At 37.6% G+C, this 24,424-nt stretch carries 27 protein-coding genes; 5 read left to right on the forward strand and 22 right to left on the reverse strand.

Features of this window, described 5'->3' with window-relative positions; all coding sequences use genetic code 11:
* Positions 1 to 243: 243 nt before the first annotated feature.
* The 11 genes from KJS36_RS01775 to mvk all read right to left on the reverse strand — a co-directional run bounded on the left by KJS36_RS01775 (position 244) and on the right by mvk (position 9,871).
* Positions 244 to 975 (reverse strand): MurR/RpiR family transcriptional regulator, encoded by a 732-nt coding sequence (locus KJS36_RS01775; protein WP_213533721.1) that lies wholly within the window; start codon positions 973 to 975, stop codon positions 244 to 246.
* Between the two features lie 114 nt (positions 976 to 1,089).
* Positions 1,090 to 1,440: a PTS lactose/cellobiose transporter subunit IIA gene (locus tag KJS36_RS01780; RefSeq protein ID WP_213533723.1), complete on the reverse strand. Its 351-nt coding sequence runs from the start codon at positions 1,438 to 1,440 to the stop codon at positions 1,090 to 1,092.
* 90 nt (positions 1,441 to 1,530) lie between these two features.
* Positions 1,531 to 1,860 (reverse strand): PTS sugar transporter subunit IIB, encoded by a 330-nt coding sequence (locus KJS36_RS01785; protein WP_213533725.1) that lies wholly within the window; start codon positions 1,858 to 1,860, stop codon positions 1,531 to 1,533.
* Between the two features lie 257 nt (positions 1,861 to 2,117).
* Positions 2,118 to 2,876: a MurR/RpiR family transcriptional regulator gene (locus KJS36_RS01790; RefSeq protein WP_213533727.1), complete on the reverse strand. Its 759-nt coding sequence runs from the start codon at positions 2,874 to 2,876 to the stop codon at positions 2,118 to 2,120.
* A 30-nt stretch (positions 2,877 to 2,906) separates the two neighbouring features.
* On the reverse strand, positions 2,907 to 3,491 hold the full coding sequence (locus KJS36_RS01795; RefSeq protein WP_213533729.1) for a YdcF family protein: 585 nt from the start codon (positions 3,489 to 3,491) through the stop codon (positions 2,907 to 2,909).
* Position 3,492: 1 nt separating this feature from the next.
* On the reverse strand, positions 3,493 to 4,833 hold the full coding sequence (locus KJS36_RS01800; RefSeq protein ID WP_213533732.1) for a DEAD/DEAH box helicase: 1,341 nt from the start codon (positions 4,831 to 4,833) through the stop codon (positions 3,493 to 3,495).
* A gap of 177 nt (positions 4,834 to 5,010) precedes the next feature.
* The gene (locus KJS36_RS01805) at positions 5,011 to 5,634 is read right to left on the reverse strand and encodes a superoxide dismutase (protein ID WP_213533734.1); all 624 of its coding nucleotides are present in this window, start codon (positions 5,632 to 5,634) and stop codon (positions 5,011 to 5,013) included.
* A 202-nt stretch (positions 5,635 to 5,836) separates the two neighbouring features.
* Complete coding sequence (fni, locus tag KJS36_RS01810; RefSeq protein WP_213533736.1) at positions 5,837 to 6,883, reverse strand: type 2 isopentenyl-diphosphate Delta-isomerase; 1,047 nt, start codon at positions 6,881 to 6,883, stop codon at positions 5,837 to 5,839.
* Positions 6,880 to 7,860, reverse strand: a complete 981-nt coding sequence (locus tag KJS36_RS01815; RefSeq protein ID WP_213533738.1) for a mevalonate kinase family protein — start codon at positions 7,858 to 7,860, stop codon at positions 6,880 to 6,882. Before KJS36_RS01815 ends, fni begins: the two co-directional genes overlap by 4 nt.
* Complete coding sequence (gene mvaD / locus KJS36_RS01820; RefSeq protein WP_213533740.1) at positions 7,853 to 8,809, reverse strand: diphosphomevalonate decarboxylase; 957 nt, start codon at positions 8,807 to 8,809, stop codon at positions 7,853 to 7,855. The genes KJS36_RS01815 and mvaD overlap by 8 nt, the downstream gene beginning before the upstream one ends.
* 129 nt (positions 8,810 to 8,938) lie before the next feature.
* A complete protein-coding gene (gene mvk / locus KJS36_RS01825) occupies positions 8,939 to 9,871 on the reverse strand; it encodes a mevalonate kinase (RefSeq protein ID WP_213533742.1) in 933 nt (310 codons plus the stop codon).
* Between the two features lie 366 nt (positions 9,872 to 10,237).
* On the opposite strand from mvk, the gene KJS36_RS01830 reads away from it, so the two are divergent.
* Complete coding sequence (locus KJS36_RS01830) at positions 10,238 to 10,429, forward strand: hypothetical protein (RefSeq protein ID WP_213533744.1); 192 nt, start codon at positions 10,238 to 10,240, stop codon at positions 10,427 to 10,429.
* Positions 10,430 to 10,506: 77 nt separating this feature from the next.
* A complete protein-coding gene (locus KJS36_RS01835) occupies positions 10,507 to 10,821 on the forward strand; it encodes a bacteriocin immunity family protein (RefSeq protein ID WP_213533746.1) in 315 nt (104 codons plus the stop codon).
* A 107-nt stretch (positions 10,822 to 10,928) separates the two neighbouring features.
* Here KJS36_RS01835 and KJS36_RS01840 read toward each other — a convergent pair whose 3' ends face one another.
* The 6 genes from KJS36_RS01840 to tmk all read right to left on the reverse strand — a co-directional run bounded on the left by KJS36_RS01840 (position 10,929) and on the right by tmk (position 15,524).
* Complete coding sequence (locus tag KJS36_RS01840; protein ID WP_213533748.1) at positions 10,929 to 11,777, reverse strand: transporter substrate-binding domain-containing protein; 849 nt, start codon at positions 11,775 to 11,777, stop codon at positions 10,929 to 10,931.
* A 138-nt stretch (positions 11,778 to 11,915) separates the two neighbouring features.
* On the reverse strand, positions 11,916 to 12,782 hold the full coding sequence (gene rsmI / locus KJS36_RS01845) for a 16S rRNA (cytidine(1402)-2'-O)-methyltransferase (RefSeq protein ID WP_213533750.1): 867 nt from the start codon (positions 12,780 to 12,782) through the stop codon (positions 11,916 to 11,918).
* The gene (locus KJS36_RS01850; RefSeq protein WP_213533752.1) at positions 12,779 to 13,093 is read right to left on the reverse strand and encodes a DNA replication initiation control protein YabA; all 315 of its coding nucleotides are present in this window, start codon (positions 13,091 to 13,093) and stop codon (positions 12,779 to 12,781) included. Before KJS36_RS01850 ends, rsmI begins: the two co-directional genes overlap by 4 nt.
* The gene (ricT, locus tag KJS36_RS01855; protein WP_213533754.1) at positions 13,083 to 13,868 is read right to left on the reverse strand and encodes a regulatory iron-sulfur-containing complex subunit RicT; all 786 of its coding nucleotides are present in this window, start codon (positions 13,866 to 13,868) and stop codon (positions 13,083 to 13,085) included. The genes KJS36_RS01850 and ricT overlap by 11 nt, the downstream gene beginning before the upstream one ends.
* Positions 13,869 to 13,878: 10 nt before the next feature.
* Positions 13,879 to 14,751 carry a DNA polymerase III subunit delta' gene (locus tag KJS36_RS01860; RefSeq protein WP_213533756.1) on the reverse strand — a complete coding sequence of 291 codons (873 nt, stop codon included), beginning with the start codon at positions 14,749 to 14,751 and terminating at the stop codon, positions 13,879 to 13,881.
* Between the two features lie 137 nt (positions 14,752 to 14,888).
* Entirely contained in the window at positions 14,889 to 15,524 is a 636-nt protein-coding gene (gene tmk, locus KJS36_RS01865) for a dTMP kinase (RefSeq protein ID WP_213533758.1), read from the reverse strand.
* A gap of 297 nt (positions 15,525 to 15,821) precedes the next feature.
* On the opposite strand from tmk, the gene yycF reads away from it, so the two are divergent.
* The 3 genes from yycF to KJS36_RS01880 are packed head-to-tail and all read left to right on the forward strand — an operon-like array spanning position 15,822 to position 18,779.
* On the forward strand, positions 15,822 to 16,523 hold the full coding sequence (yycF, locus tag KJS36_RS01870) for a response regulator YycF (protein WP_213533760.1): 702 nt from the start codon (positions 15,822 to 15,824) through the stop codon (positions 16,521 to 16,523).
* Complete coding sequence (locus KJS36_RS01875; protein WP_213533762.1) at positions 16,516 to 17,970, forward strand: ATP-binding protein; 1,455 nt, start codon at positions 16,516 to 16,518, stop codon at positions 17,968 to 17,970. Before yycF ends, KJS36_RS01875 begins: the two co-directional genes overlap by 8 nt.
* A complete protein-coding gene (locus tag KJS36_RS01880) occupies positions 17,967 to 18,779 on the forward strand; it encodes an MBL fold metallo-hydrolase (protein WP_213533764.1) in 813 nt (270 codons plus the stop codon). The genes KJS36_RS01875 and KJS36_RS01880 overlap by 4 nt, the downstream gene beginning before the upstream one ends.
* A 34-nt stretch (positions 18,780 to 18,813) precedes the next feature.
* Here the strand turns inward: KJS36_RS01880 and KJS36_RS01885 are convergent, their stop codons facing one another.
* The 5 genes from KJS36_RS01885 to KJS36_RS01905 form a co-directional block, all read right to left on the reverse strand.
* Positions 18,814 to 19,284, reverse strand: coding sequence for a GNAT family N-acetyltransferase (locus KJS36_RS01885; RefSeq protein ID WP_213533766.1), 471 nt, complete (start codon positions 19,282 to 19,284; stop codon positions 18,814 to 18,816).
* A 61-nt stretch (positions 19,285 to 19,345) separates the two neighbouring features.
* Positions 19,346 to 20,506 (reverse strand): MalY/PatB family protein, encoded by a 1,161-nt coding sequence (locus KJS36_RS01890; RefSeq protein ID WP_213533769.1) that lies wholly within the window; start codon positions 20,504 to 20,506, stop codon positions 19,346 to 19,348.
* A 47-nt stretch (positions 20,507 to 20,553) separates the two neighbouring features.
* A complete protein-coding gene (locus tag KJS36_RS01895) occupies positions 20,554 to 21,639 on the reverse strand; it encodes a cystathionine gamma-synthase (RefSeq protein ID WP_213533770.1) in 1,086 nt (361 codons plus the stop codon).
* Positions 21,640 to 21,876: 237 nt separating this feature from the next.
* Positions 21,877 to 22,860 carry a homoserine O-acetyltransferase MetA gene (gene metA, locus KJS36_RS01900; protein WP_213533772.1) on the reverse strand — a complete coding sequence of 328 codons (984 nt, stop codon included), beginning with the start codon at positions 22,858 to 22,860 and terminating at the stop codon, positions 21,877 to 21,879.
* Between the two features lie 422 nt (positions 22,861 to 23,282).
* Entirely contained in the window at positions 23,283 to 24,368 is a 1,086-nt protein-coding gene (locus KJS36_RS01905; RefSeq protein WP_213533775.1) for an NADH-dependent flavin oxidoreductase, read from the reverse strand.
* Positions 24,369 to 24,424 lie beyond the last annotated feature (56 nt).

Raw genomic sequence — 24,424 nt, forward strand, 5'->3', positions numbered from 1 at the left:
TAAAGGAAAATCCTTTTTTTAGTACAAAATCTTTAAGTCCTTGCAAGGTATTTTCTCTTATAAATAAGAGTTACTTATTTCTTTTGTACCCGTTTACATTTTATATTTTACCTAAAATGTTTCTAAAATGCAAGTGTTTACATATGTTTTTGAACCGTTTTCGCTATTTTGGTACAGTACCGTTTATGGTACGTTTTGTTCCAGATTGTTTTATAAAAAATAACTTGAAAATAATCAAGTTATTTAGCCTAGTGAGCGTTGATAAACAAGCTCTGATAAACTTTCAAGCAAAAAAACTGCAGGAAGTTGGGAAGACAAATCATAGTGAATATTTACACGCCGCTCATCTACACGATAAGAGATAGCTATATCGCTTAGTTGTGCGATTGTTGAATTGACATTTGGTGTAATTGCAGCAATCGTGATATCTTTATTTTCTTGTAAGCTGGTAAGTACTTCAATAATTTCATTTGTTTCTCCTGAAATGGAGAGAGCAATGACAAGATTATAGGCTGTATTTTTTAATTTGGTTGAGATTGGATAGGTTACATCACTAAAGGAAAAGCTGTTAATCCCAATTCCTGCAAAACGACGCGCTGCATAATCACAGATTAAACCACTGGCGCCGATACCTGTGAAGATAAGGTTATCTGAGTTAATAATCTTATCAGCCAATTCTTCTAAAATTTCTTCTATGTTCTTTGGATAATCTTCAGGAAGAAATGCTTTAAAGATACTGTCCTCAACTACTGGCGCTTCTTTTTGTCCTTTAATGTATTCTTTGAAATCAATGTAAGAATCAAATCCCATTTTATGTATCAATCGCATAACACTTGAGGAGCCAGCATGAGCTTCTAAGGCAATATCTCTGACGTGCAAATAGGGGATTTTATCCACATTATTTTTTAAGTAATTATAGATTACTTTTTCTGTAAAAGTTAGTTTTTGAAAATCAATGTTTCCAAAAAAGCTCATCGTTTTCTCCTCCTTTTTGTTGTTTTTGTCCTACATCTATTTTACCAAATTCATTTAAAAAAATAGGAAGCAACGTTAGTAGCTCCTATTTCTTTTTGTATAAGGTTGCAACGTTTATTTTTTTTCTAAGGCTTGAAGACGTTTTTCTTGACCAACAACTTCAACGGCTAAGTCTTTGAAAGTAATGGCATTCATTAAGTGGTCTTGAGCATGAACCATGTAAAGGTTCCAACCAATTTTTTCGCCTTGAGCAAGACGTGTAAGTAAATCTGTTTGAACATCATGAGCTGAGCGGAGTTCATTTGATGAATCAGTCAATGACTGCTCTGCTGCTTCAAAATCTCCTGCTTTTGCTTGTTGTATCGCTTGGAAAGCAAGTCCTTTTGCGTTTCCACCACTCATAATAATTCCCATAACAACGCCCATGTAATCATCACTTGTTGGATTTTCGTATTTATCGCTCATTTTTTCTCCTTTAATTTTGTTTCTTTTTATGAAAAATATTTTTTATTTTTTGGTATAACAAAGGAGCTTTACGCTCCTATATTATAATGTTTATTTATTCATAAGTGCTTCAGCAGCTGCAAGGACTTTATCTCCACGCATCATGCCATAATCTTGCATCTTGATAACGTCCATAGGAACAGCGGCAGCAGCAGCTTTCTTAGCAACTTCGCCTTTCATGAACGCAACTTGTGGACCTAAGAGCAAAACGTCAGGTTTTGCAGAACCAGTACCAGCAAGCATATTATCAATATCCGCAGTTGATTTTGCGAAGATTTCATAATCTTTTCCTGCATCAGCAGCAGCCTTTTGCATTTTTGAAACTAATAGTGATGTTGACATTCCAGCGGCACAAGCAAGTGCTATAACTTTATCAGCCATATTATTACCTCTCTCTAAATGAGTAATTTTTATTTTGTAAAATTATTATATCGCTTTCATTGCAAAAATGCAAGCGTTCTTATTTTAATTTCTAATTAATTTGTAAGAATTTTTTTTCGTTTTTTTACTGTTATGCTTTGTTTTACTTGCGAATTGGCTCTTTATTGTGAGATTTTTATATTCTTTTGCGAAATATGTTTCCGTATTTGTAACATTTTTCCTTTAGACTATCCTTATTTTTGTAAATAAAAAAGAGTTTATTCACTCTTTTTCATTTGTTTAACGACGTTGTCTATAGATTTATGGGCGAGAATTTCAAGAATAGCTAGTGCCGGGAGTGATGTGGTGAGATTTCCTAGCGGATATTGCTTGGACCATTCGTTCACAAGGTTGTATGAGATTTGTAGGTCGGCAAGTTTAGCAACTGTGCAATCTTCTGTATTTGTGATTGAGATAATCTTTGCTCCTTCGGCTTTAAACTCTAGCTCTTTATTCACAACTTGCTCGGTTTCGCCTGAAACTGAGAGAATAACAGCAACGATATTGCCAATTCCTTTAACTTGGACGGCTTGAAAAGGGTCGGTGATGACAAAACTTCTTAATCCTGTATTGACAAAATATTTTGTTGCATAAGAGCTTAATGAACCTGACGTGCCAAGTCCTAAAAAGATAGTATAATCTGCTTCTGCTATGAGTTTTGCTGCTTGGTTGAGTCGTTCTTGGTAAGCATTTGTATTCATACGTCTTAAAAACATATCAAATTCTAGCATATTGTCATAATGCTGTTCTTCTGGTGTTTTTTCACGAAATTGACTTTTTAGGTAAAATTTTAAGTCTGCCCAACCTTCAAAACCTAACTTTGAACACAGACGGACAATCGTTGATGTGGAGACGTGAACTTTGCTTGCTAAATCACGGATAGTCATTTGTTGGACTTGTTCGGGAGATTTGATAATAAAGTCAAAAACTAGGGCTTCAAGGTCGTTGAGCTTACTGATTTGTTCGGGTTGAAACATGATGTTGCCTTTCTGATAAGAATTTAGGCCTTATCCTGCCCCAAAAACAAAGGCATATGTCAATCCTAATACTTCATGACCATAATAGCCTGTGAAAAGAAGGGGCTTGTGAATAGTTGTGTGTGCTGCATAACCTGCACTTTTTACATCTAGCTTTCTTGCAAGATAGAGTGCGCGATAAAGATGAAAGTCGCTTGTGACGATAACAGTACGTCCTTTCAGATATTTCTTTGAAAAAGAGAGGTTTTGACTGGTATCGCTGGCTTTATTTTCTTCGATAATACGTTGTTTGCTGATACCTTTTGTTTCGAGATAGTTCGCCATTGCTGTGGCTTCAGCTACTGGTTCATCACTGCCTTTGCCACCTGAGATGATAATCTTTGATTTAGGATTTACTTTAGCAATTTTGAGTGCTGCATTCAGTCGATTTTTGGTAATTGTGGCTGGTTGCTTGTTGGGTTCAATGAATGAGCCTAGAACTAGAATGCTATCATATTTATTTGCTAAATGAGCTGGTCGGTCATTTACCTTGCTCAGGATAAGTCCGAAACAAATGGCGATGTAGATGAGAGCTAGGATAAAAATTCCTAAGAAAATTTTGAGAACTTTTTTCATATTAAAAACTTTGCTTGCGACTTTCGCGTTTCTTACGATTATCTTTATTGCGTGAGGCACGGCGTTTTTTCTTGTTTTCTTCTTCTACTGCCCAGCGAATGGCACGTTTGTAGCCTGGTTTTATCTTTTTCTTGGCTTTTATCAATGCTCCACGAGTTGTTGTAGAAATTTCATCTTGTTTTTTGATACGTTTGCCGCGCCGTTCACGGTCATAACTGTCCACGATTTCACCATTTTTAATGACTTTTGGCTCAAATGTGACACCCATTTTTTCGATTTCGCGAATGGCTGTATCATCTGATGGGCTATAAAGTGTGATGGCTGTGCCACGCAAACCATTACGTCCTGAACGTCCGACACGGTGAACAAAGAAAGTCAAATCTTTTGGAATTTCATCATTGATGATGTGGCTCACTCCTTCGATATCAATTCCGCGTGCAGCAATGTCTGTTGCGACAACATATTGATAGTCGAGGTTTTTGATGCTATTCATGATACGTTTGCGTTCACGTGGTGGAATATCGCCGTGAATTTTTGCTACTTTTAAGCCGTTACTCACGAGGAAACTGTGAATTTCGTCAACACGTCCTTTGGTATTTGCGAAAATCATTGCCATATATGGATTTGTGATTTTTGCGAGGTCAAGCAGGAGTTGATTTCGTGAGGCACCTTTTGTGGAAATGAGCCAATTTTCAATCGTATCTGAAATGACTGTTTTGGTGGCGATTGTTTCCATGACTGGCTGATGAAGATATTTTTTCAAGAATGGTTGGAGTTTTTGCGGAATTGTTGCACTGAAAACGAGCATCTGGACTTTTTTGCCGAATGCTGAGGCAATCTGGTCAACGTCTGCTAAAAATCCCATGTCAAGTGTCATATCTGCTTCGTCAATGACGAATGTTTGTGCTGTATAAACTTTGAGTGCTTGCGCATTTATCAGGTCAAGAATACGTCCTGGTGTGCCAATCACGATATGTGGCTGGCTATTTTCAAGTTTTTTAATCTGACGTGCTTTGTCTGTGCCGCCAACGAAGTTGCTTACGTGGATGCTTGGGTCAATTTTCGCAAATTCTTGCGCGGCATGATAAATTTGTGTGGCAAGTTCGCGTGATGGTGCTGTGATAACTGCTTGAACTTCGTCGCGTTCTGTGTTTAATTTTTGAAAAATTGGGAGGAGAAAGGTGTGTGTTTTTCCTGAACCTGTCTTTGATTCGCCAATCAAGTCACGTCCTGATAAGACAATAGGAATCAGCTTTTGCTGTACCGGTGTTGGCTCTGTAAAGTGGATAGCCTCTAATGTATCGTTAATGTTTTGCTTAAAATTAAATTCTGTAAATTTCATTTAGTGTCCGTTCATTTTGTTCGCTTCATTTTTTGAAACGTGGTTTACTGTTTCTTATTATACCAAAAAAAGTCAGCTTGCGTAACTGGCTTTTACTTTAGAGGGACATTTTTACTGAAAAATATTTTTGACAACTCTGTCAAAAATAAAAATCTGTCATTTTGACAGATTTTTATTTTATTTTGTTGCTGCTGCGTAAAGTTCGTTGACTTTGTCCCAATTGACAAGATTAAAGAAGGCTTCAATGTAGTCAGGACGTACGTTGCGATATTTAAGATAATAAGCGTGTTCCCAAACATCAAGTCCAAGAACAGGCGTTAAGCCATCTGTGATTGGATTGTCTTGATTTGCCGTTGAAGTGATTTTTAATTTGCCGTCTTTGTCCACAACGAGCCAAGCCCAGCCTGAACCAAATCGTCCTGTGGCTGCTGCTTTGAATTCAGCTTTGAAAGCTTCAAAATTGCCAAATTCTTTTGCAATCGCATCTCCAATCTCAGCATCTGCATGATTGGATGAACCGTCTGTGTTTGGACGGAGCCAGAGCCAAAATTGACTGTGATTTAAATGTCCGCCACCATTGTTACGGACAGCGCCACGAATATCTTCTGGCACATTTGCCAAATCAGCAACGAGTTCTTTGACAGTTTTGTCAAAAAGTTCTGGATGTTTTTCGATAGCTGCATTAAGATTTGTTACGTAAGTATTATGGTGTTTATCGTGATGCAAGCGCATTGTTTCTTCATCAAAAAATGGCTCTAAAGCATCATAAGCGTAAGGTAATTCAGGAAGTGTGTATGTCATGATTTTCTCCTCGTAAATGACAAAAGTATAGAAACTTTTGCTTATTTTTAACTCTAATCTCATTATATTAGAAAATCAGGAGAACGTAAAATAATTTGCTTAAAGAATTTGTCAGACTTTTCTCATAAAAAATTTTTTGACATAGCAAAGCCGTTATGAGCTTGCTCACTTACGGATAGGCTAGTATGTTTATCTAGTTTTGTCAAAAATTTCTTTGTTCAATAAATGCTCTCATATCAGCTGAATACAGTGTTTCAATTTTTGACAGTTCTGTCAAATTTTTCACGCCAAAAAGTGTGTAAAATTTTGTCAAATCAGACTTCCAATTTTCCAAAATCTGCTCAACTTTGTCTGGTCCATCTTGTATCAAGTTTTGTAAAATAAAACCTGCAGAGCTTACCAATATCGCACCCAAAATCTGTGACTTGAAAACATCCTCTGCGCAACGAATACCACCTGTCGCAATCACAGGAAGTTGCGTTTTCGCAAATTGAGCTTCCAGCAAACTTTCAACAGTTGTAAAACCATGACCAATCAACTCAAAATCGCCACCACGTTGATGCTCAATCCAAGCAAAATCTGTACCAGATTTCCCACCAACATTAACCGCAGAAACAGCTGTTTGCTTGAGTTGCTCAAAAATTCCACGAGATATTCCAAAACCAACTTCTTTGACAATAACCGGTACATCTAGTTTTTCAGCGATTTCATGGATATTTTCGAGCCAATAAAAACTCCGGTCACCTTCATTTTCTTTCATTGTCAGCTCTTGTGCCGTATTGATATGAATTTCCAGCGCATTTGCCTTCAACATATCAACAGCGCGCTTTGCCTGCTCCAGCCCATGTCCTGCGCCAATATTCGCAAAAATAAAGCCTGTCGGATTGATTTCTCGTACCCGCGCAAAGCCTGCTGCAAGTTCTGGAAACTTCAGAGCAATCGACTGCGAACCCACAGCCAGTGCAAGATGTTGATTGGCGGCAATCTCAGCAAGCTGTTCATTGAGCTTATCGCCATGCGCAGAACCGCCCGTCATCGCTTCAATATAAAATGGAAAATCAAATCTTCCACCAAAAATTGGCACAGATAAATCGACTTCATTCAGCGCAATTTCTGGCAAGGCTTGTGGTACAAGTCGTAAATCTTGAAATCCCAATCCTGACGGTGTTTCCAAACCTTTTTTCCAATATTTTACGGCTAAAGATAAATGTTCATCTTTACGATGTTGATGAATTTCTTTTTCTGTCATATTTTCTCTTGTGAAATTGTTGCTTTGATAAGAACAATCCCATTTTTCTCACATTCATTTTTTAGTTCGGCAATGTTTTCTTCTGATTTGGCAAAAATAAGTACATTTTCCCCAAATCCTGCACCAGAAATCTTGCCAACGAGATTCTCATGTTGATTGACTAATGTCAGCACTAACGCAAGTTTCTGCGTCATGTAGCCCTCAGGAATATTTTGAATAAGCAGCAACTGATTTTCCAATAATTTTTCTTTAAATAAATCAAAATCACGCATATCAATAGCTGTTGCGCTCTCAATCACTAATTCATCAGATTGCTCAAAAAATGTATCAGGCAATGTAATTTCGAGCTTTTCAGACGTTTTTGCTGCCTTTCCAGTTTGTGCTACGTAAACCGTCCACGGAATATCCACAGCGAGAATTTTTGCCTCTTCCCAGATTGGATTCTTTCCTGATTTGTAGAAAATACTGCCACCAAAACTAATCGCCGCCACATCACCAAGTGAGCCATTTCCCTGAATTTGAAAATGTGCTTTTCCTGCAATTTGATAACGCTCAAAAGCCGTCAGTCCAAGCGAAAAATACGTGTTTAGAGCTTCCGTCACGCCAACAGCTACCGCAGCACTTGAACCATAACCTTTTTTCTGTTCGCCAGCGCCCAAATCACTCTCAATCGTCAGTGCAATTTCGCTTGAAAAAGATTCTTTTCCACATTTTTTCAATATAATTTTCAAAACTTCTAAACTCAGGAACCACTGTTCGTCTTTGGGCTGAAAAGTGCCTAGTTCTGAGAGTTGAAAATGTTCATCTTGCATATTGACATTAGTGTGAAGAGTACTTTTTTCTTGACTTTCAGCTATATGAACTTGAAAATCCGTCTCAATCGTCGTCACAAGCGCTAAATGTTCGGGCCTGGTTACAGCATATTCACCAGCGATAAAAAGCTTGCCGGGGAGCTTTACTGTCACTTCTTTAGACATATTTTAAGCCTCCACCAGCGTGTGCTACTTCAAAGGAAATTTCTGGAAATTCTCTGCGAAATTTTGCTAATAATTCTTTTTCTGTTGTTTTATCTGTGATTATTTTTACATTTGGTCCTGCATCTATTGTCACAAAAGCGAGAAGTCCTGAACGGTAACAACGTTCTGTAAAGTCAATCACAGCACGTGTTTGCTCTGTGAAATAGTCGAAAGGTTGTGTGCATTGTCGATTTTGTTCGTGCATTCCAAGAGCATTATCTTGGGCAATCAGACCGATTTTTTCAATATCATGAGTGATGATTGCTTGTTTCATTTCTTCGAGTTGTTGGGCTGATTTTTCAACCCATGCGCTATATGTTGGTGCTGTCTGCGCCAGTTGCATTCCCAAAGTAGATGACATCTTTTTTTGACTACTAGAAATCTCGGCAACAATCATTGATAAGTTGATATCTTCGTCATAAAAACTCTCTGCATAAGAACTTTTGTCATCATTTCCCATGTTCCATAAGGCAAAATTTCCAAAAATCGAACGTGATGCGGAGCCTGAACCTCGTCTTGCTGCGCGCGACATTTCTCTTTCATCTTTTGGTAGCTCCAGAAGCTGAAACATTGCTCCTGTCAAGGCTGAAAAGCTCGATGCTGATGATGCCAATCCTGCTGCTGTTGGAACATGATTTTCAGAACGAACACGTACTTTTGGAAAATCGCCATAATAATCACGTAAGCTGTCTAAAAACTTGCTAACGCGAGTACTGTCTGTATTTGTAGCGTTCAAAATCAATGTATCGCTTGCTTCGTCTGAAAACTCTGCAGATGTTGTCGTATAAAATTTATCCAAAGTCATCGACAAACTGCTGGTCGTTGGAATGTTGAGTGCTGGGACTTTTTTTCCCCAATATTTAATCAGCGCAATATTCGTGTGCGCCTTTGCTGTTGCGATAGTTGTCATAGATTTATTATAACATAGCTAAAAAGTTTCGTGTTATTAGACTTCATGGTTTGGCTACGAGATTGAGAAAATTGCTATTGACACTCAATTATTTTAATAAAAAAACGGCTTGCGCCGTTCTTGATTTTATTAGAATGAATATATCCACGTGTTTTTTGCACCACTTTTTAGTAATTTTTGACTGATTCGAATGGCATCTTTTTCTGTCTGGGCAAGTGCGACCATGACTCCGCCAAGTCCTGAACCCGTCAATTTTGCTCCTAATGCGCCATTTTTTAAGGCAGTTTCGACAAGAGTATCTAAACGAGGATGAGAAACGCCAAGTGTTTGAAGGATACTGTGTGCTTTGGTCATCGTTTTTCCAAGTTCTGTCATTTTATTGGTCATCAAGAAATTTTTTGAGCCTTTTGAAAGTTCTCCGAGTTCTTCTATTCCTACTTCTGTTATTTCTTTTTCTTCGGCAAGTTTTTCTTGAACGATGCTGATAGCTTGTGCGGTAAATCCGTGCACTCCTGTATCGCCAATGACAAGGAATCCTGATAGATTGAGTTCAAATGGATTGACTGCTTCGCCTTTAATAAACCAAAGTGGTTTTTCAGAATTTACTGTGGCGACATCAATTCCTGAAGCGCGTCCGTGCGTGATATTTTCGGAAAAATTTGCATAATAGAGCAGTTCTTCATTTGATAAGTCTGTCTCAAAGAAATCATAAAATGCTCGTGTTATCGCCGTTGCAAGAGCTGCTGATGCGCCTAATCCACGGCCTTGTGGAATGTTTGAGTCAATTTCTAAGGAAAAGTTCAAATGTGGGACATGAAATTTTGCAAGAAGGCGCAAAATGAGTTGACGCACACCTTCAAATTCATCTCCCATGAGGTTCAGGCGACGACGGGATTCATTATCTTCAATAAATTGTCCTGTTCGGATTGGCGAAATTGTTACGGTTGTTTTCAAGATTTTCACGGGAAGAGCTATGGCTGGTTGACCATAAACGACAGAATGCTCACCAATCAAAATCAATTTTGAGTGGGCACTTCCTGTTCCCATTTTATTTATATTCATTTTTAGAAAATTCTCCTGTAAAATTGTTCTCTGCGACTGGCTGAGAAATCAGTTTGGTACTGACCTTTTGAGCTAGATCAAAAGCAATTCTCTACGACACTATGTGGCATTTACTCATTTTTCACAATATTGTCGTTTTGACGTACGCAAGCGTACTGAACAATTTTATAAAATTTGTTCATGAAAATCAAGTTATTGTTCCATTTTTCGGCAATTTTTTTGAACTTTTTTATCAAAAATTTGATATTTTATGCTGACAAATGGCTCTGTTCTGCTATTTTATTTTTTGACAGTTCTGTCAAAAATTATTTTACTATTTTAGAAATTAGAAAAGCAAAATTTTGAGAAATAGAGTATAATGATTTCATGGAAAATAAATTAGAAACATTGCGTCAAAAAATGATGGATATGGAAATCGTGACGATTGCTGCCGCAGTTGATTTGACAGGTCTATCACGTGAAGCAATCATTGATTTTGTCAATGCTGACAGTGCACTCAGAATTTTTGACGAAAAAAATTCATGTTGGATTAATGAAAATGTTGAAGGACACTGTTAAATTTTTTTGACAGAACTGTCAAAAGTATTTTTTTAGAAAATACGAAATAAACGTAAATTTAAAACAAGGAGATCACTATGTTTGGAAAACCTAAAAAAGTTAAATTTTCAAAAAAAGAACAGAAATTCATCGACAAATTGAATGGATTGCTCAATGACAACGACGTTTTTGAAAGCGAAAAAGAGTATCTCCAAAAAGCAAAAACACTTTTTGAAGCTGGCACTTATTTCCCAAATGTCGTACATCGCATGGAAGTCACTTTTCGTCCGCTCGCTGTCCAACAAAAATTGTCGCCAAAAATGGTAAGCTTCTACACAGAATTTCCAAAAATTCTCCTAGCAACCTTACCTTTGGGTTCAAATCCAACAATGTTGCAAGGTTTACCACTTTGACAATTCTGTCAAAAGTACCTTGCGCCAAAAATATTTTTGACAGTTCTGTCAAAAATATTGACATCAAAAAAACTCCTGTCTTAAATTTTGACAAGAGTTTTTTCAGTTTATTTTGTCTTAAATTGGCTCGCTTCAGGCACTTGATTGTCCCCGAAATATTTTTCGGACAATTTCTTCAAATAACCATCTTTAGCAAACTTCTTCACTTCCTTGTTCAAAGCCTTTTGCAATTTTGTTTGTGAATTATCAAGTACAAAATATTCATAAGTCTTAAAACTTGGATACTTATTCAAATCCGTTGGAATATGGTCAACTACACCAGTAATTGCATGTGTTTTCACAAGATTTTCAGCCGCAGATTTTGAAGCAAACAAGAAATCAAGCTGTCCACTAGAAATGCCTTCCAAACGGTCTGCAAGCGCACGTTGACTATAAGTCACCGTAATTTTCTTTGATGGGTGTTTTTCATTCCAAGTCGTCAAAATATCGCCATAGTTTGTCCCAGTTGGAATTTCCGTTTTCTTGCCAGCAAGTTGCGTAATTTTTGTGATATCTTCTTTCTTACTAGAGAAAATCGCATTGATTCCCTCAGCCGTTGGATAACTGAAAAGATATTTCTCAGCACGCGCTTTTGTTTTACCGAAATTATTTGCCGCAATCTGCGCACGTCCACCATCCAAAGCAGAAAGCAAAGCTGAATCATCATAAACTTGATATTTAAACTTATATTGTTTCAAATCCTTATCAGCCTTATGCAAAATATCATATTCAAAACCAGTCAACTTACCATCTTTCATATATTCATAAGGATTTGAATCCGATGAAATAGCAACTGTGATTGTCTTTGGCTTTTTTGTGCTGGCTTGTGCTGTTTGAGTATTTGCAAGGCTCAATACAGTCGCACTCGCCAAAGCTAACGTAGATAAACTAACGATTTTTTTAATATTTTTATTCATATTTAATCTCCTTAATTCTAAAACAATGAAATCTTTTGATATCATCTATCTTAACACAAACTAAATATTAGCACCATAAAAAAATCTTATCACAAAAATAAAATTTTCCAAAGCTTACACAAAAAAAGAGTAGAACAACTACTCAATTTCATGATAATCATTATAAAGTTCTTGCCGCGCCAAACCACGTTCTTTCGCAATCTGCTTAATCGCCACATTTGGCTTCACGCCATTGCCAATCAGCGATTTAACTGCTTCAACAGGAGCCAAGTCAGGTTCATCTACCTTAATTTGCATCTCATCAGCCCCAGAAACAATCATCAAACATTCGCCTTTTATCGGCTGCTCAGCAAGCGACTCAAGCACCTCCGAAATCCGCCCACGCCGATATTCTTCATAGATTTTCGTCAATTCGCGAACAAGCACAATCTCTCTATCCCCATAAATCTCAGTGATATTTTTCAAAGTATCTGCCACACGAAAAGGATTTTCATAGAAAATTTGCGTCTCAGGATAAGTCACCTTTGATAGCAAAAACTTCTTCTGCTCACCAGCTTTTCTCGGCAAAAAGCCATAAAAAATGTGCGGTTGCGGTACCAGCCCAGAAGCAATCAGCGCCGTAATCCCAGCAGACGCGCCCGGCAAAGCCACCACATCAATCTCTCGCTTAATCGCCTCAACCACCAAATCATGACCAGGATCCGAAATACTCGGCATTCCCGCATCAGAAACCTGCGCAATCGACTTCCCAGAACTCAAAAAATCCAGTAATTTCGGAATTTTTTCATAAGAATTATGCTCGTGAAAACTCTCCTGTGGTACTTTTATCTCAAAATGATTGAGCAATTTTTGCGTATTTCTCGTATCTTCTGAAGCAATCAAATCCACACTTTTCAGCATTTCAAGACTGCGCAAAGTCATATCCTGCATATTGCCAATCGGTGTCGGCACTAAAAACAGCGTACCAGCCGTTTTTTCCCCTTTAAAACTCCGTTGTAAATTCATCTATAAAGTAACTCCGTGCAAAAAGCGCAAGGTTCATCAAGCTCTCTACGCTGTCCATAAAAATTCGTACAAATATGAAATCCATCATCATAAATCGTAATCAGATTTGAATTTGGCTGTGATTTTGTTGGTTCTTTATGTTCCAACTCCGACAAACGGTCACGCAATTTTTCGATTTCCATGCGCAAAGTCACATTTTCGGTCAATGAACTTTCTAATTCTTTTTTTATTGCTGAAACCTGTTCTAATGTTGTCGTCAATGCGTTTTCTAGCTGATTTAATTCTTCAAAAATTTTATTTTTATCTGTCATCACTTTCCTCAATTTCTGAAATATCGAATTCTTTACTATAATCTTCAAATCTCAGCTTGACTTTATTTCCTAAAATATTCAACCCAATCACTCGTCCGCGTCCTTCTTCCATTTCCAACCATTGTCCAAAATCAGGAAATCTCTGTTGCGCCTCACGATAAAAGTCATCTTCATAAGTCAAACAGCACATCAAACGTCCACAAAGTCCATTAAGTTTACTTTGTTTGAGCGATAAAGTCTGATTTTTAGCCATTTTTATCGAAACATTTGGAAATTCATAGATAAACTCCGAGCAGCAAAGCGGACGACCACAAGGACCAATTCCACCATAAATCTTGGACGCATCTCGCGTACCAATCTGCCGCAATTCAATCCTTGTTCTGAAAATAGAAGCCAGCTCACGAAGCAAAGCACGAAAATCCACCCGATTATCCGCTGTAAACGAAATAAAAAGTTGCGTTTTATCAAGATTAAAAGCCACTTCAATGATTTTCATATCTAAATCATTAGCTATCACTGCCTCACGTATCAGTACTTTTGCTTCTTGAGACTGTTTTTTTAAATTCTCAATCAAGCGAAAATCTTCAATAGAAGCCTCCCGCGCAATTTTGATTTCAGTCTCAATATTCGTATCTTCAGCAAAACTTCGGAAAACCCGACCATAATTTAGTCCTTTTTCCGAACGAATAATCACATCCACTTGTGGTGCTAAAACAAGTTCACTTTCCGCAAAAAGATTTTGTTCGCCATGCTCAAATTTAATTTCATAAATCATTGCTGTCACCTTATTTTTCCATTTCTAGCACAATCGTGTCAAGGCAAGCTTCAAACTGAACATTGCTCTGCCACATTTTTATTGCTCGAAAAGTTTTTTGAATTTTTTTCATTAGATTTTCTTGATTTAAAAGCTGTAAAAGTACGTTAAACGCAACTTGTTGTTTTTCTTTATCATCAAAATTCTCCGTTAATGTTGACAAATAAAGAAAACTTTCATCAGAGTTCGTCTGAAGCAATTTCACAAACTGCTGTAATTTTTTTTGCCCCTCAACATACCAGCTACTCTGAGCCAACTTCAAAGCCTCATCTGTCGAGGTACAAATCTGACTAAGTAACTCCGCTTGTGTCGTTAAAACACCATTTTTCTCCAAAAAATCTTGAAGATAGCGCGTATTTTTAGGCAAATGAACAATCTGTGTTCGAGATTTTATCGTAGCCAAAATTTGATTTTCATTTTCTGTTAAAAGAAAAATATGACTCTCACTTGTGGGCTCTTCGATTGATTTTAGCAAAGCATTTGCTGCATTCGGATGCATTTTTTCAGCTGAGCGAATAATCACAACTTTTTTACTACTTTCGTAGCCAGATTCATTAAAAACCGTTGTCACTTCGCGTATCTGTGCTGTTTTTATCGTTTGCCCTTCCGGTTCAACAAAATGCAAATCTGCAAAATCAAAACTTGCCACCAAGCGACAGGTTCGACAACTTTCATCAGGTAAACCATTCACAGGATGTTCACAAAAAATCGCTTGACTCAGCCAAATCGCCAATTCTAAACCACCAAATCCACCAGCCAACAGATAAGCATGACTCAGTTTATCCTGCTCCAGAATACGTGAAAACTGTGCAACTATCTCTGACTGAATTTCATCAATTTTCATGATATTCCTTTCTTTTTGAATGCTTTTATTGATTTTGTATCAAAATATTTTTGATACCGCAAAGCCCTTATGACTTTAGTATTTTATATTGTGACTTTTGTCACTTAGAACAAACTATTTTGTCAAATTTGTCAGTATTAAAATTCAGCTGGAAAACGTTGTTTGATTGTCTTAACTGCTTCTGCAACTACTTTATCAAGAGATTGACTCGCATCTATCTTAACAAAACGCTCTGGTTCTGCTTCGACAATCTTTAGATAGCCCTGACGCACTTTCCTGTGCATTTCCACACGTTCCAAATCAAGACGATTGACCTCATCTGCACGGTTATTCATGATACGTTCCAAAGCAGCATCAGTGTCAATATCCAAATATAAAGTCAAATCAGGCTTGATACCATCTGTTGCAAAATCATTGAGCCAGTCAACCACAGTCGTCCCAAGTTCTCGCCCAAATCCTTGATAAGCCACAGATGAGTCGATAAAACGGTCCATAATAACCACTTTTCCTTCACGAAGCGCAGGTAATACTTTCAGCTGCAAATGCAAACGGCGAGCAGCTGCAAAAAGGAGCATCTCTGTTTTTGCATCAATTTCTGTATTTTCAGGCTTCAAGATGATTTGTCGAATTTCTTCGGCAAGCTTAACACCACCAGGTTCGCGCGTTGTCAAAATCTCTCGTTTCATTGTTTGAAGTTCAGGGACAAGTTCTTTTAAAAGTGACGTCTTTCCAGAACCATCTGGTCCTTCAAGAGAAATTAAAATTCCATTCATAGCTACTATTATAGCAAAATTGCCATTAATTATCACGTTTTCATTTTTATTCTATCAATTATTTATCCACAATAAATATTCAAAATAGAATATTTTTTATCTTCAATACAAAAAAACAACTTTTTTCACAGCAACGAAAAAACGATTAACTTGTTTTAAAGCTAGTCATAGCAACGTAAGACAGGCTTAAATAAGCCTCGGATGTAAATTTTCTAAAAAATTACGCTTTTTCATTGCACAAAATAATACAAAGGTGTATAATAGTGACAGAACTTTAACTTCTCGAAAGGAATCGTAATGAAGAAAATACTTGTCGTTGACGACGAAAAACCAATCTCAGACATTGTCAAATTTAACCTCACCAAAGAGGGCTTTGAAGTTTATACCGCTTTTGACGGTGAAGCTGCTCTTGAATCATTCAAGGAAGTCAATCCTGACTTAATCTTGCTTGATTTGATGTTACCCAAAATTGATGGTCTTGATGTTGCACGTGAAATCCGTAAAACGTCTGAAGTTCCAATCATCATGGTCTCTGCTAAAGATAGCGAATTTGATAAAGTCATTGGGCTGGAACTTGGTGCTGACGATTACGTTACAAAACCATTTTCAAACCGTGAGTTACTTGCACGTATCAAAGCAAATCTACGTCGTATCTCTGCAACTCCAGTTGAAACAACGAGCAACAGTAAAAAAGAGTTGATTATCGGCGACCTTCGCATCAACCCAACACATTATGCTGCTTACAAATACGATAAACAACTTGATTTGACACATCGTGAATTTGAATTACTCTACTACTTGGCCCAACATATCGGCGAAGTTATCACACGTGAAGCTTTGCTTGAAACTGTTTGGGGCTATGACTACTTTGGCGATGTCCGCACAGTTGACGTTACAGTACGTCGTTTGCGTGAAAAAGTTGAAGATACTCCAAGTCGTCCTCAATATGTTTCAACACGTCGCGGAGTTGGCTACTACATGAGCAATCCACATGACTAAATTTTTTAGATCATTATTATTTAAAGGAGTAGTTGTTCATCTACTTCTTTTTGTCTTTTATTTCCTCGTAAATTTTCAGAACAATTTTTCTGATCTTTGGAATTTTTTATTTTATTATTTTTCTTCGTTGGCAATTCTCATTTTTATCCTGATACAACCTTCCCAGTCGATTAGGAAGATTTCTGAACAGGTAGATGGTTTTATTACTGGCGATTTTTCAATGCTAGAGCGACCAAAAGGTCACAATGAATTTACTGTTTTATATGCAAAAATTCTTCAGCTTGGTAAAAATGTATCCAACAGTCAAAATCGTCTGGAAAGCCAACGTAATCAGCTTGATAGCATTTTAACTTACATGGTTGATGGTGTCATTGCTACCGACCGTCACGGAAAAATCGTTCTCGCAAATAAATCTGCTCTGCATTATCTCAATATGCGTGAAGAAGATGATATTTACAATCAAAACATCGTTCAAGTTCTTGATATTGAAGATAAATACAGTTTTTATGATTTATTAGAAAAAGAACCTGAAATTGTTTTAGATACGACAAGTGCTACTAATGAAGCAATTTCTTTAAGAACAAATTTCATCCTTTTTCGGAGTGAAACTGGTTTTATTTCTGGTATCATTGCGATTTTACACGATTCAACTGAACAGGAAAAATCAGAACGCGAACAACAACTTTTTGTTTCGAACGTCTCACATGAGTTGCGCACACCGCTCACTTCTGTGAAAGCTTATTTAGAAGCTCTCGAAGATGGAGCGATTGATGACCGTGAAATCGCTACTTCTTTTATTGGCGTATCGCTTAATGAAACAGACCGCATGATTCGAATGATTTCTGACCTCTTAACTCTTTCACGTGTGGACCAAGATAGACTTGTTCTCAATAAGGAAATTATTAATATTAGCGCCTTTTTAAACTTCCAATTAGATCGTTGGGATAAAATTATTGAAAATGATACTGCTAAATCATTGAAAACACCTTTTAGAATTGTGCGTTCATTGCCTGAAAATCCACTCTGGCTAGAAATTGATACAGATAAAATGACACGTGTGATTGATAATATCATCGGTAATTCAATCAAATATTCTCCTGATGGTGGAGATATTAGTGTGACTTTGAAAGTTCAGGATAATCACGTGATTTTAACGATATCCGACCAAGGTTTGGGAATTCCAAAAGAAGATTTGCCAAAGATTTTCAAGCGTTTTTATCGTGTGGATAAAGCACGTAACAGTAATACTGGTGGTGCTGGACTTGGTTTGTCTTTTGTTTATGATATTATCAATCTTCACGGTGGAACTGTTTCTGCAAGCTCCGACGGTGAAGGTTTGGGAACAACATTTAGCGTTTCTCTTCCTTACAACTCTAACAGTGAAGATGAAGAAAACGATGATGATTGGGATTTAGAGGATTTTGATGAGCAAGTGGAGAAAAAATGATAGAAAATACAGGATTTAAATATTCGATTTTAGCTTCTGGTTCAACAGGAAATTCTTTTTATGTGGAAACACCACAAAAGAAAATACTTGTTGATGCTGGACTGTCTGGGAAAAAAATAGAAAGCCTTATGGATGAAATCGGTCGTGATATTCATGATGTTGATGCTCTCTTGATTACCCATGAACACAGTGACCATATCAAAGGAATGGGAGTTCTTGCTCGAAAATATGGTATGGAAGTTTATGCGAATGCTGAAACTTGGAGCGAAATTGACGGCAAAAATATGGTCGGTAAGATTGCTCCAGAGCAAAAACATATCTTCGAGATGGGAAAAACGTTGACTTTTGGCGATATTGATATCGAAAGTTTCGGTGTGAGTCACGATGCAATCGCACCGCAATTTTATCGTTTCATGAAAGATGGCAAATCTTTTGTCCTCCTGACAGATACAGGTTATGTCAATGATAGAATGCGTGGAATAATAGAAAACGCTGATGGTTACCTTATGGAAAGTAATCACGAAGTCGAAATGCTTCGCAATGGTCCTTATCCCTGGGCGACAAAACAACGTATCCTAAGTGACCGCGGACATTTGTCCAACGAAGATGGTGCTGAAGTTGCTTTCAATGTCTTAGGAAATCAGACGAAACGAATTTTTCTTGGACATTTGAGTTTACACAATAACATTAAAGAACTTGCTCATATGACAATGGATGGTTATTTGCAACAACACGATGTGGATACAAAGCGCGAAGTACACATCATTGATACCAGTCATGAACACGCGAGTCGTTTGTTTGATATTTAAAAAAAGTTTATCTTAGGATAAACTTTTTTCTTTCTCATAAATCTCTTAATAACCACTTATCCATTGCTGAATGTTCTGAGCCATTTAAAGGCGCTGAAAGATTTTTAAAATCATAGTTCTCATAAAGTTTTAATGCTGTTCTTAGACTACTGTGTGTTTCAAGATATATTTGCTGATAATATTTCTTAGCAAAGTCAAGTCCTGTTTCCAAGAGTTTTTTAGAATAGCCTTGTCCGCGATAAGCTGGGAGAACATAGAGCTTTTGCAATTCACAGATAGCTCCAGAAAATGGTGCAATACCAACACCTCCAATTGCTTTATCTGTTTCATCAACTAACACAAAATACTCTGCATTTTTTGCACTATGATAAAATGTCGATAATGTTGCGAGCGACGCATCATAGTATGCTGTACCTGGTAAATCAAGTTTTTCTTCTTTTAAAATCTGCTGTATCAGCTGATAAAGTGCTTGATTATCTTTTGTTTCGATAGGTCTAATTTTCATTTTTCTCATTTAATTAAAAAATCATGGGATTTTGTTTTGAAATTCTCATGATTTTATTTTTTTAGTGGAAGACTTTGACAAGTCTTGAGACTGCTTCTTCGGTATTGGCAAATGGTGCAGCAACATTGAAACGTGCGTGCATTTTTCCTTCTTTTCCGAAACTTCCGCCTTGATTTAAGATAAGTTTTGCTTGGTCGTGAATTTTCTCATAAAGTTCTTTATCTGTTAAATCATAAGCTGAAAAATCTAGCCAAACAAGGTAAGTTCCTTGTGGTTTCATGACTTTAATTTGAGTTTTTTCAGCCAATTCTTTTTCAAGATAAGTAATATTTGTTTCAAGTACTTCTTTGAGTTCTTTCAACCATTCTTTACCTTCTGTGAGTGCTGTTTGTGTCGTCATCAATCCTAATGTTGAGATTTCATGTTGATTATTTGCTAAGCGTGTATTAAGAAATTTCTCACGTAATTCTTTGTTTTCTATAATGGTGAATGAGCATTTTGTTCCTGCAATATTAAAAGTTTTCGTTGCTGAGGTCAAAATAATGGCAAAATTCTTAAATTCTGGTGAGAGTGTGTTGAAACTATAATGATGATTGCCAAAAAGTACCAAATCTTGATGAATTTCATCTGAAACAACGATAACATTGTGTTTTTGGCAGATATCCCCGATTTTTAAGAGTTCATCTTTGCGCCACACGCGTCCTCCGGGATTGTGAGGATTGCAAAGAACAAAGACTTTCACATCATTTTCGACAATATCTTTTTCAAATTGTTCAAAATCAATCGTAAATTCGCCATTTTTTTCTATGAGAGAATTTTCCACAAGTTTGCGTTTATTGAGTTTGGTCGTGCGGGCAAATGGTGGATAGACAGGTGTGTTGATTAGAACGGCATCATTTTCTTGAGTAAAGGCTTGAATGGCAATACCAATCGCTGGTACGACACCTTCTACGAGGACAATCGCTTCTTTGTCAAAAGCATAATCATGTTGTGTTCTTTCCCAATTACTAATCGCTGTGAGAAGCTCATCTGCGACATAGGGATAACCATAAACGTCATAGTCTGCATAGTCATGGATTGTTTGTTTAATCGCTGGTAATGCAACAAAGTCCATATCTGCAACCCACATTGGCAGGCGTTCTGCATCTTTCTCAACTTCTTGCCATTTCACAGAATGGTGATTCAGGCGGTTTGGTTGGTTGGTAAAATCATATTTTGTCATTTTTCTCACTCACTTTTCATTTTTCTTAATTAGGCTATTCTATTTTCTCATTTTTCAAGAGCTTGTGTCAAATCCGCAATTAAATCTTCTGCTGCTTCGATACCAATAGATAAGCGGAGCAAATCATCTGTTAAGCCGTAACTCGCACGGATTTCAGCGGGAATATCATGGTGTGTTTGTGTTGAGGGATAAGTCACAAGACTTTCAACTCCTCCCAAACTCTCGGCAAATGTGATGATTTTTAAGTGATTTAAGAAGTTTGGAATTTTGCTTTCATCTGCAATTTTGAAAGAAATCATGCCGCCTTTTCCTGTATAGATAACTTCTTTAACTTGAGGATTTTTTTCTAAGGCAGCAACGATTTTGCGCGCATTATCAGTCGCTCGCTCCATTCGCAATGCCAATGTTTTCATCCCTCGCATGACGAGATAACTGTCAAAGGGGGATAGAGTTGCGCCTGTTGTATTCAGATGTTGCAATAATTTTTCGTAAAGCTGCTCATCACGCACAATCACAGCACCTGCGAGAACGTCATTGTGTCCACCAAGATATTTGGTTGCAGAATGAAGAACGATATCTGCTCCAAGCTCTAACGGTCGTTGATAAATCGGTGTGTAAAAAGTGTTATCTACGATGACTTTTGCACCATTTTTATGCGCTATCTCAGCGATTTTTTTAATATCCACTTCAATCATTAGCGGATTGGTCGGTGTTTCAATATAAACCAAATCTGTATCTGCTGTGATTGCTTCTATCATTTCTTTCTCATTATTTGTATATGAAAATGAGAATTTGCCTTGTTCTTCTTGTTCATTGAACCAGCGAAAACTGCCTCCATAGAGATCGCGACTGGCAACGACTTTTGTCCCTACTGGAAATATCTCTAAAGCGAGAACAATCGCTGCCATTCCTGAACTCGTGGCGAGGGCAAAATTTCCATTTTCAATCTGAGCAAGTGCTTCTTCCAAATTTGCTCTGGTAGGATTTTTAGTTCTGGTATAATCAAAACCTGTTGACTTGCCAAATTCTGGATGCTGATAGGTGGTAGAAAAATGAATAGGGCTGACTAATGCGCCAGTCTTTTCGTCTCGGTGATTTCCTGCATGAGCTAAAATGGTATCTAATTTACTCATAAATTTATTATCCTATTCTAATTCTTACTATTATTTTTTTGACAGTTCTGTCAAAAAAATTAGGTCTCAAAAACGTTAATTTCGTTTCATATATTTTTTGACAGAACTAGGTAAATATACTAGCCTATCCGTATCTCCGCTTCGCTACGCTGTCCATTTGCTTTAAGTGACTAAAGTCACAAGACAAAATAGCAAGTGAGCAAGCTCACAACGGCTTTGCTATGTCAAAAAATTTTTTTACAACATTGCACTGTCTGCGCTGGTCAAATTGGTCAAATTGAAATCAAAATCACTTTCAGGATGTTCACTTAGTCGCGCAGCAACGTAAGGCGTTCTCTGATAAACCGCATAGTTAAGCCAATTTGAGAAGAAAAGTGATGCGGCAGATGCCCAAGTCATTTGAGGTTTTTTCTTATCATCATCTTCTGGAAAATAATTGACAGGCTTGTCAACAGTGATTCCAGCTGATTTATCACGCTGATATTCCCAATTTAATGTATCTCTATCATACTCCAAATGTCCAAAAATATAAACTTCACGCAGATTTTTCTTCGTCACAACAGACAAGCCAGTCTCCTCACTTTTTGACAAAATTTCAAAATCTGTCAACTGAGAAATTGCCTGCTCATCAGACGTGGTATAACGTGAATGCGGGCAAGTAAAGCTATCATCAAAGCCACGAAAAAGGACGTGTTTGTGATTTTCCACAGAATTTTTGTAAATTCCAACGAGCTTTTGTGGCAGCTCCACTTTATCCACACCATAACGCGCATAAAGCCCTGCTTGAGCACCCCAGCAGATATGCAAAGTCGAATAGACGTGCGTTTTGCTCCACTCAAAAATCTCAAGAAGTTCCTGCCAATAGTCAACTTCCTCAAACTCCAAAGTTTCCACAGGCGCGCCAGTCACAATCATCCCGTCATAATAGCCCAGCTTTACCTCATCAAAAGAGCGATAAAAACTGTCCAGATGACCTTGTGTCGTGTTTTTTACTGCGTGTGTCGTCGTGTAAAGCAAATCCACATTGACCTGCAAAGGTGTGTTAGAAAGAAGACGCAAAATCTGAGTTTCCGTTGCCTGCTTGCGTGGCATGAGATTGACAATGAGCAAATTCATAGGACGAATGCCCTGATTTTGTGCGCGCTCATCATCCATCACAAAAATATTTTCCTCTTGTAAAATCTTGGTAGCGGGCAGATTTTTGACAATTTTAACTGGCATATTTTCCCTACTTTTCTAAGTTACTCACATTAAAACTATTATAGACCTAAACAGCTGATTTTCAAGACTTTGGCAATACAATTCTGCAAAGCTGACATTTAATTTTTCTATGATAACTTTTCTTGACAAAAAGTTTTTGACGGCTTTGTCAAAAACTTTCCACAGTTTATTCACAACTAATACACATTTTTTCCACAGTTTAAGAATAACTAAAATCTTTGACAGCTTATCTCAGCAGACTTTTCCACAGAAAAACATTTTTGACATAGCAAAGCCGTTGTGAGCTTGCTCACTTGCTATTTTGTCTTGTGACTTTAGTCACTTAGAGCAAATGGACAGCGTAGCGAAGCGGAGATACGGATAGGCTAGTATGTTTACCTAGTCTGTCAAAAAAAATCTGCCAATTTTGACAGATTTTCTAATTAGTTATAACGTTTTTCCAGATAGCGCAGTGTTGGCTCGGACATTTCCACATCATAAATTCCCTCAGCAAATGACTTTGTGACTGCCTCATCTGCACGATTTTCCAGCACTTTCACAGGAAATTCAGGGTCAATCAAAAGTTGTTGTCCAATCGCACAAAATTCAGCATTTTCGAGCAAATTATCCACATCATTTCCCGTGCGTACACCACCAACACCAATCAGCGGAATTGCACCAGCTAAAGCTTCATGCAAATAAGCCAGTTCAGATTTTTCCTGAAAATCAGGCGAATTTGATTTGCGCTCATAGTGCCGTAAAGACACGTGCAAATAGTCCAGTTCCTGCGTTTTCAACTGTTCCAACAAATAAAAAGTATCTTCTAAGCGAATCCCCGGTGTCGTTCCTTCAACTGGTGAAAAACGATAACCCACCAAAAATGGACGTTCAGCCTGCTTAACCTCAGCCAAAACGCGCTTGACCACAGCCAAAGGAAAAGCTGCACGTTTCTCAAGCGAACCACCCCAAGCGTCCGTCCGACGATTAGAATGAGGACTGAAAAATTGATGAATCAAATACATATTTGCACCATGAATTTCCACACCATCAAAACCAGCCGCAATCGCACGTCGTGTTGCCTGTCCAAAAGCTTCAATGATTTCCAAAATCTCAGCATTTGTCAACTCACGAGGAAGCTCAGCATCAGGAACTTCAGCAGCCACAGTACTTGCAGATGCAGGTTGCTCACCAATCGTTGTCGCGTGCGTCATTCGTCCAGCATGAAAAATCTGCAAAATCGCCTTTGCCCCTTGCGAATGAACAGCCTCTGTCAATTTTGTCAAATTAGGAATGGCATTGTCCGTTGCAATCGTTAACTCGCCAGGCCAACCTTTTCCATTATCTGTCACATTTGCCGTTCCCGTGATAACTGCCGCCACACCCTTTGCGCGCCGTTGATAGTGCGCAATTTCTTCTTGTGTCACCGCTCCATCATGAAAACTCGAAACAATCGTCATCGGTGCCATAATCAAACGATTTTTTAAAGTAATTCCTGAGCGCAATGTGAGAGCTTCATTATATTTTGCCATATTTCTCCAATCCAAAATCCATTTCTACCAAAATGGTAGAAAATATTATAAATAAA

This window comes from Lactococcus nasutitermitis, from assembly GCF_018403765.1.
In the GTDB taxonomy this organism is placed as follows: domain Bacteria; phylum Bacillota; class Bacilli; order Lactobacillales; family Streptococcaceae; genus Lactococcus; species Lactococcus nasutitermitis.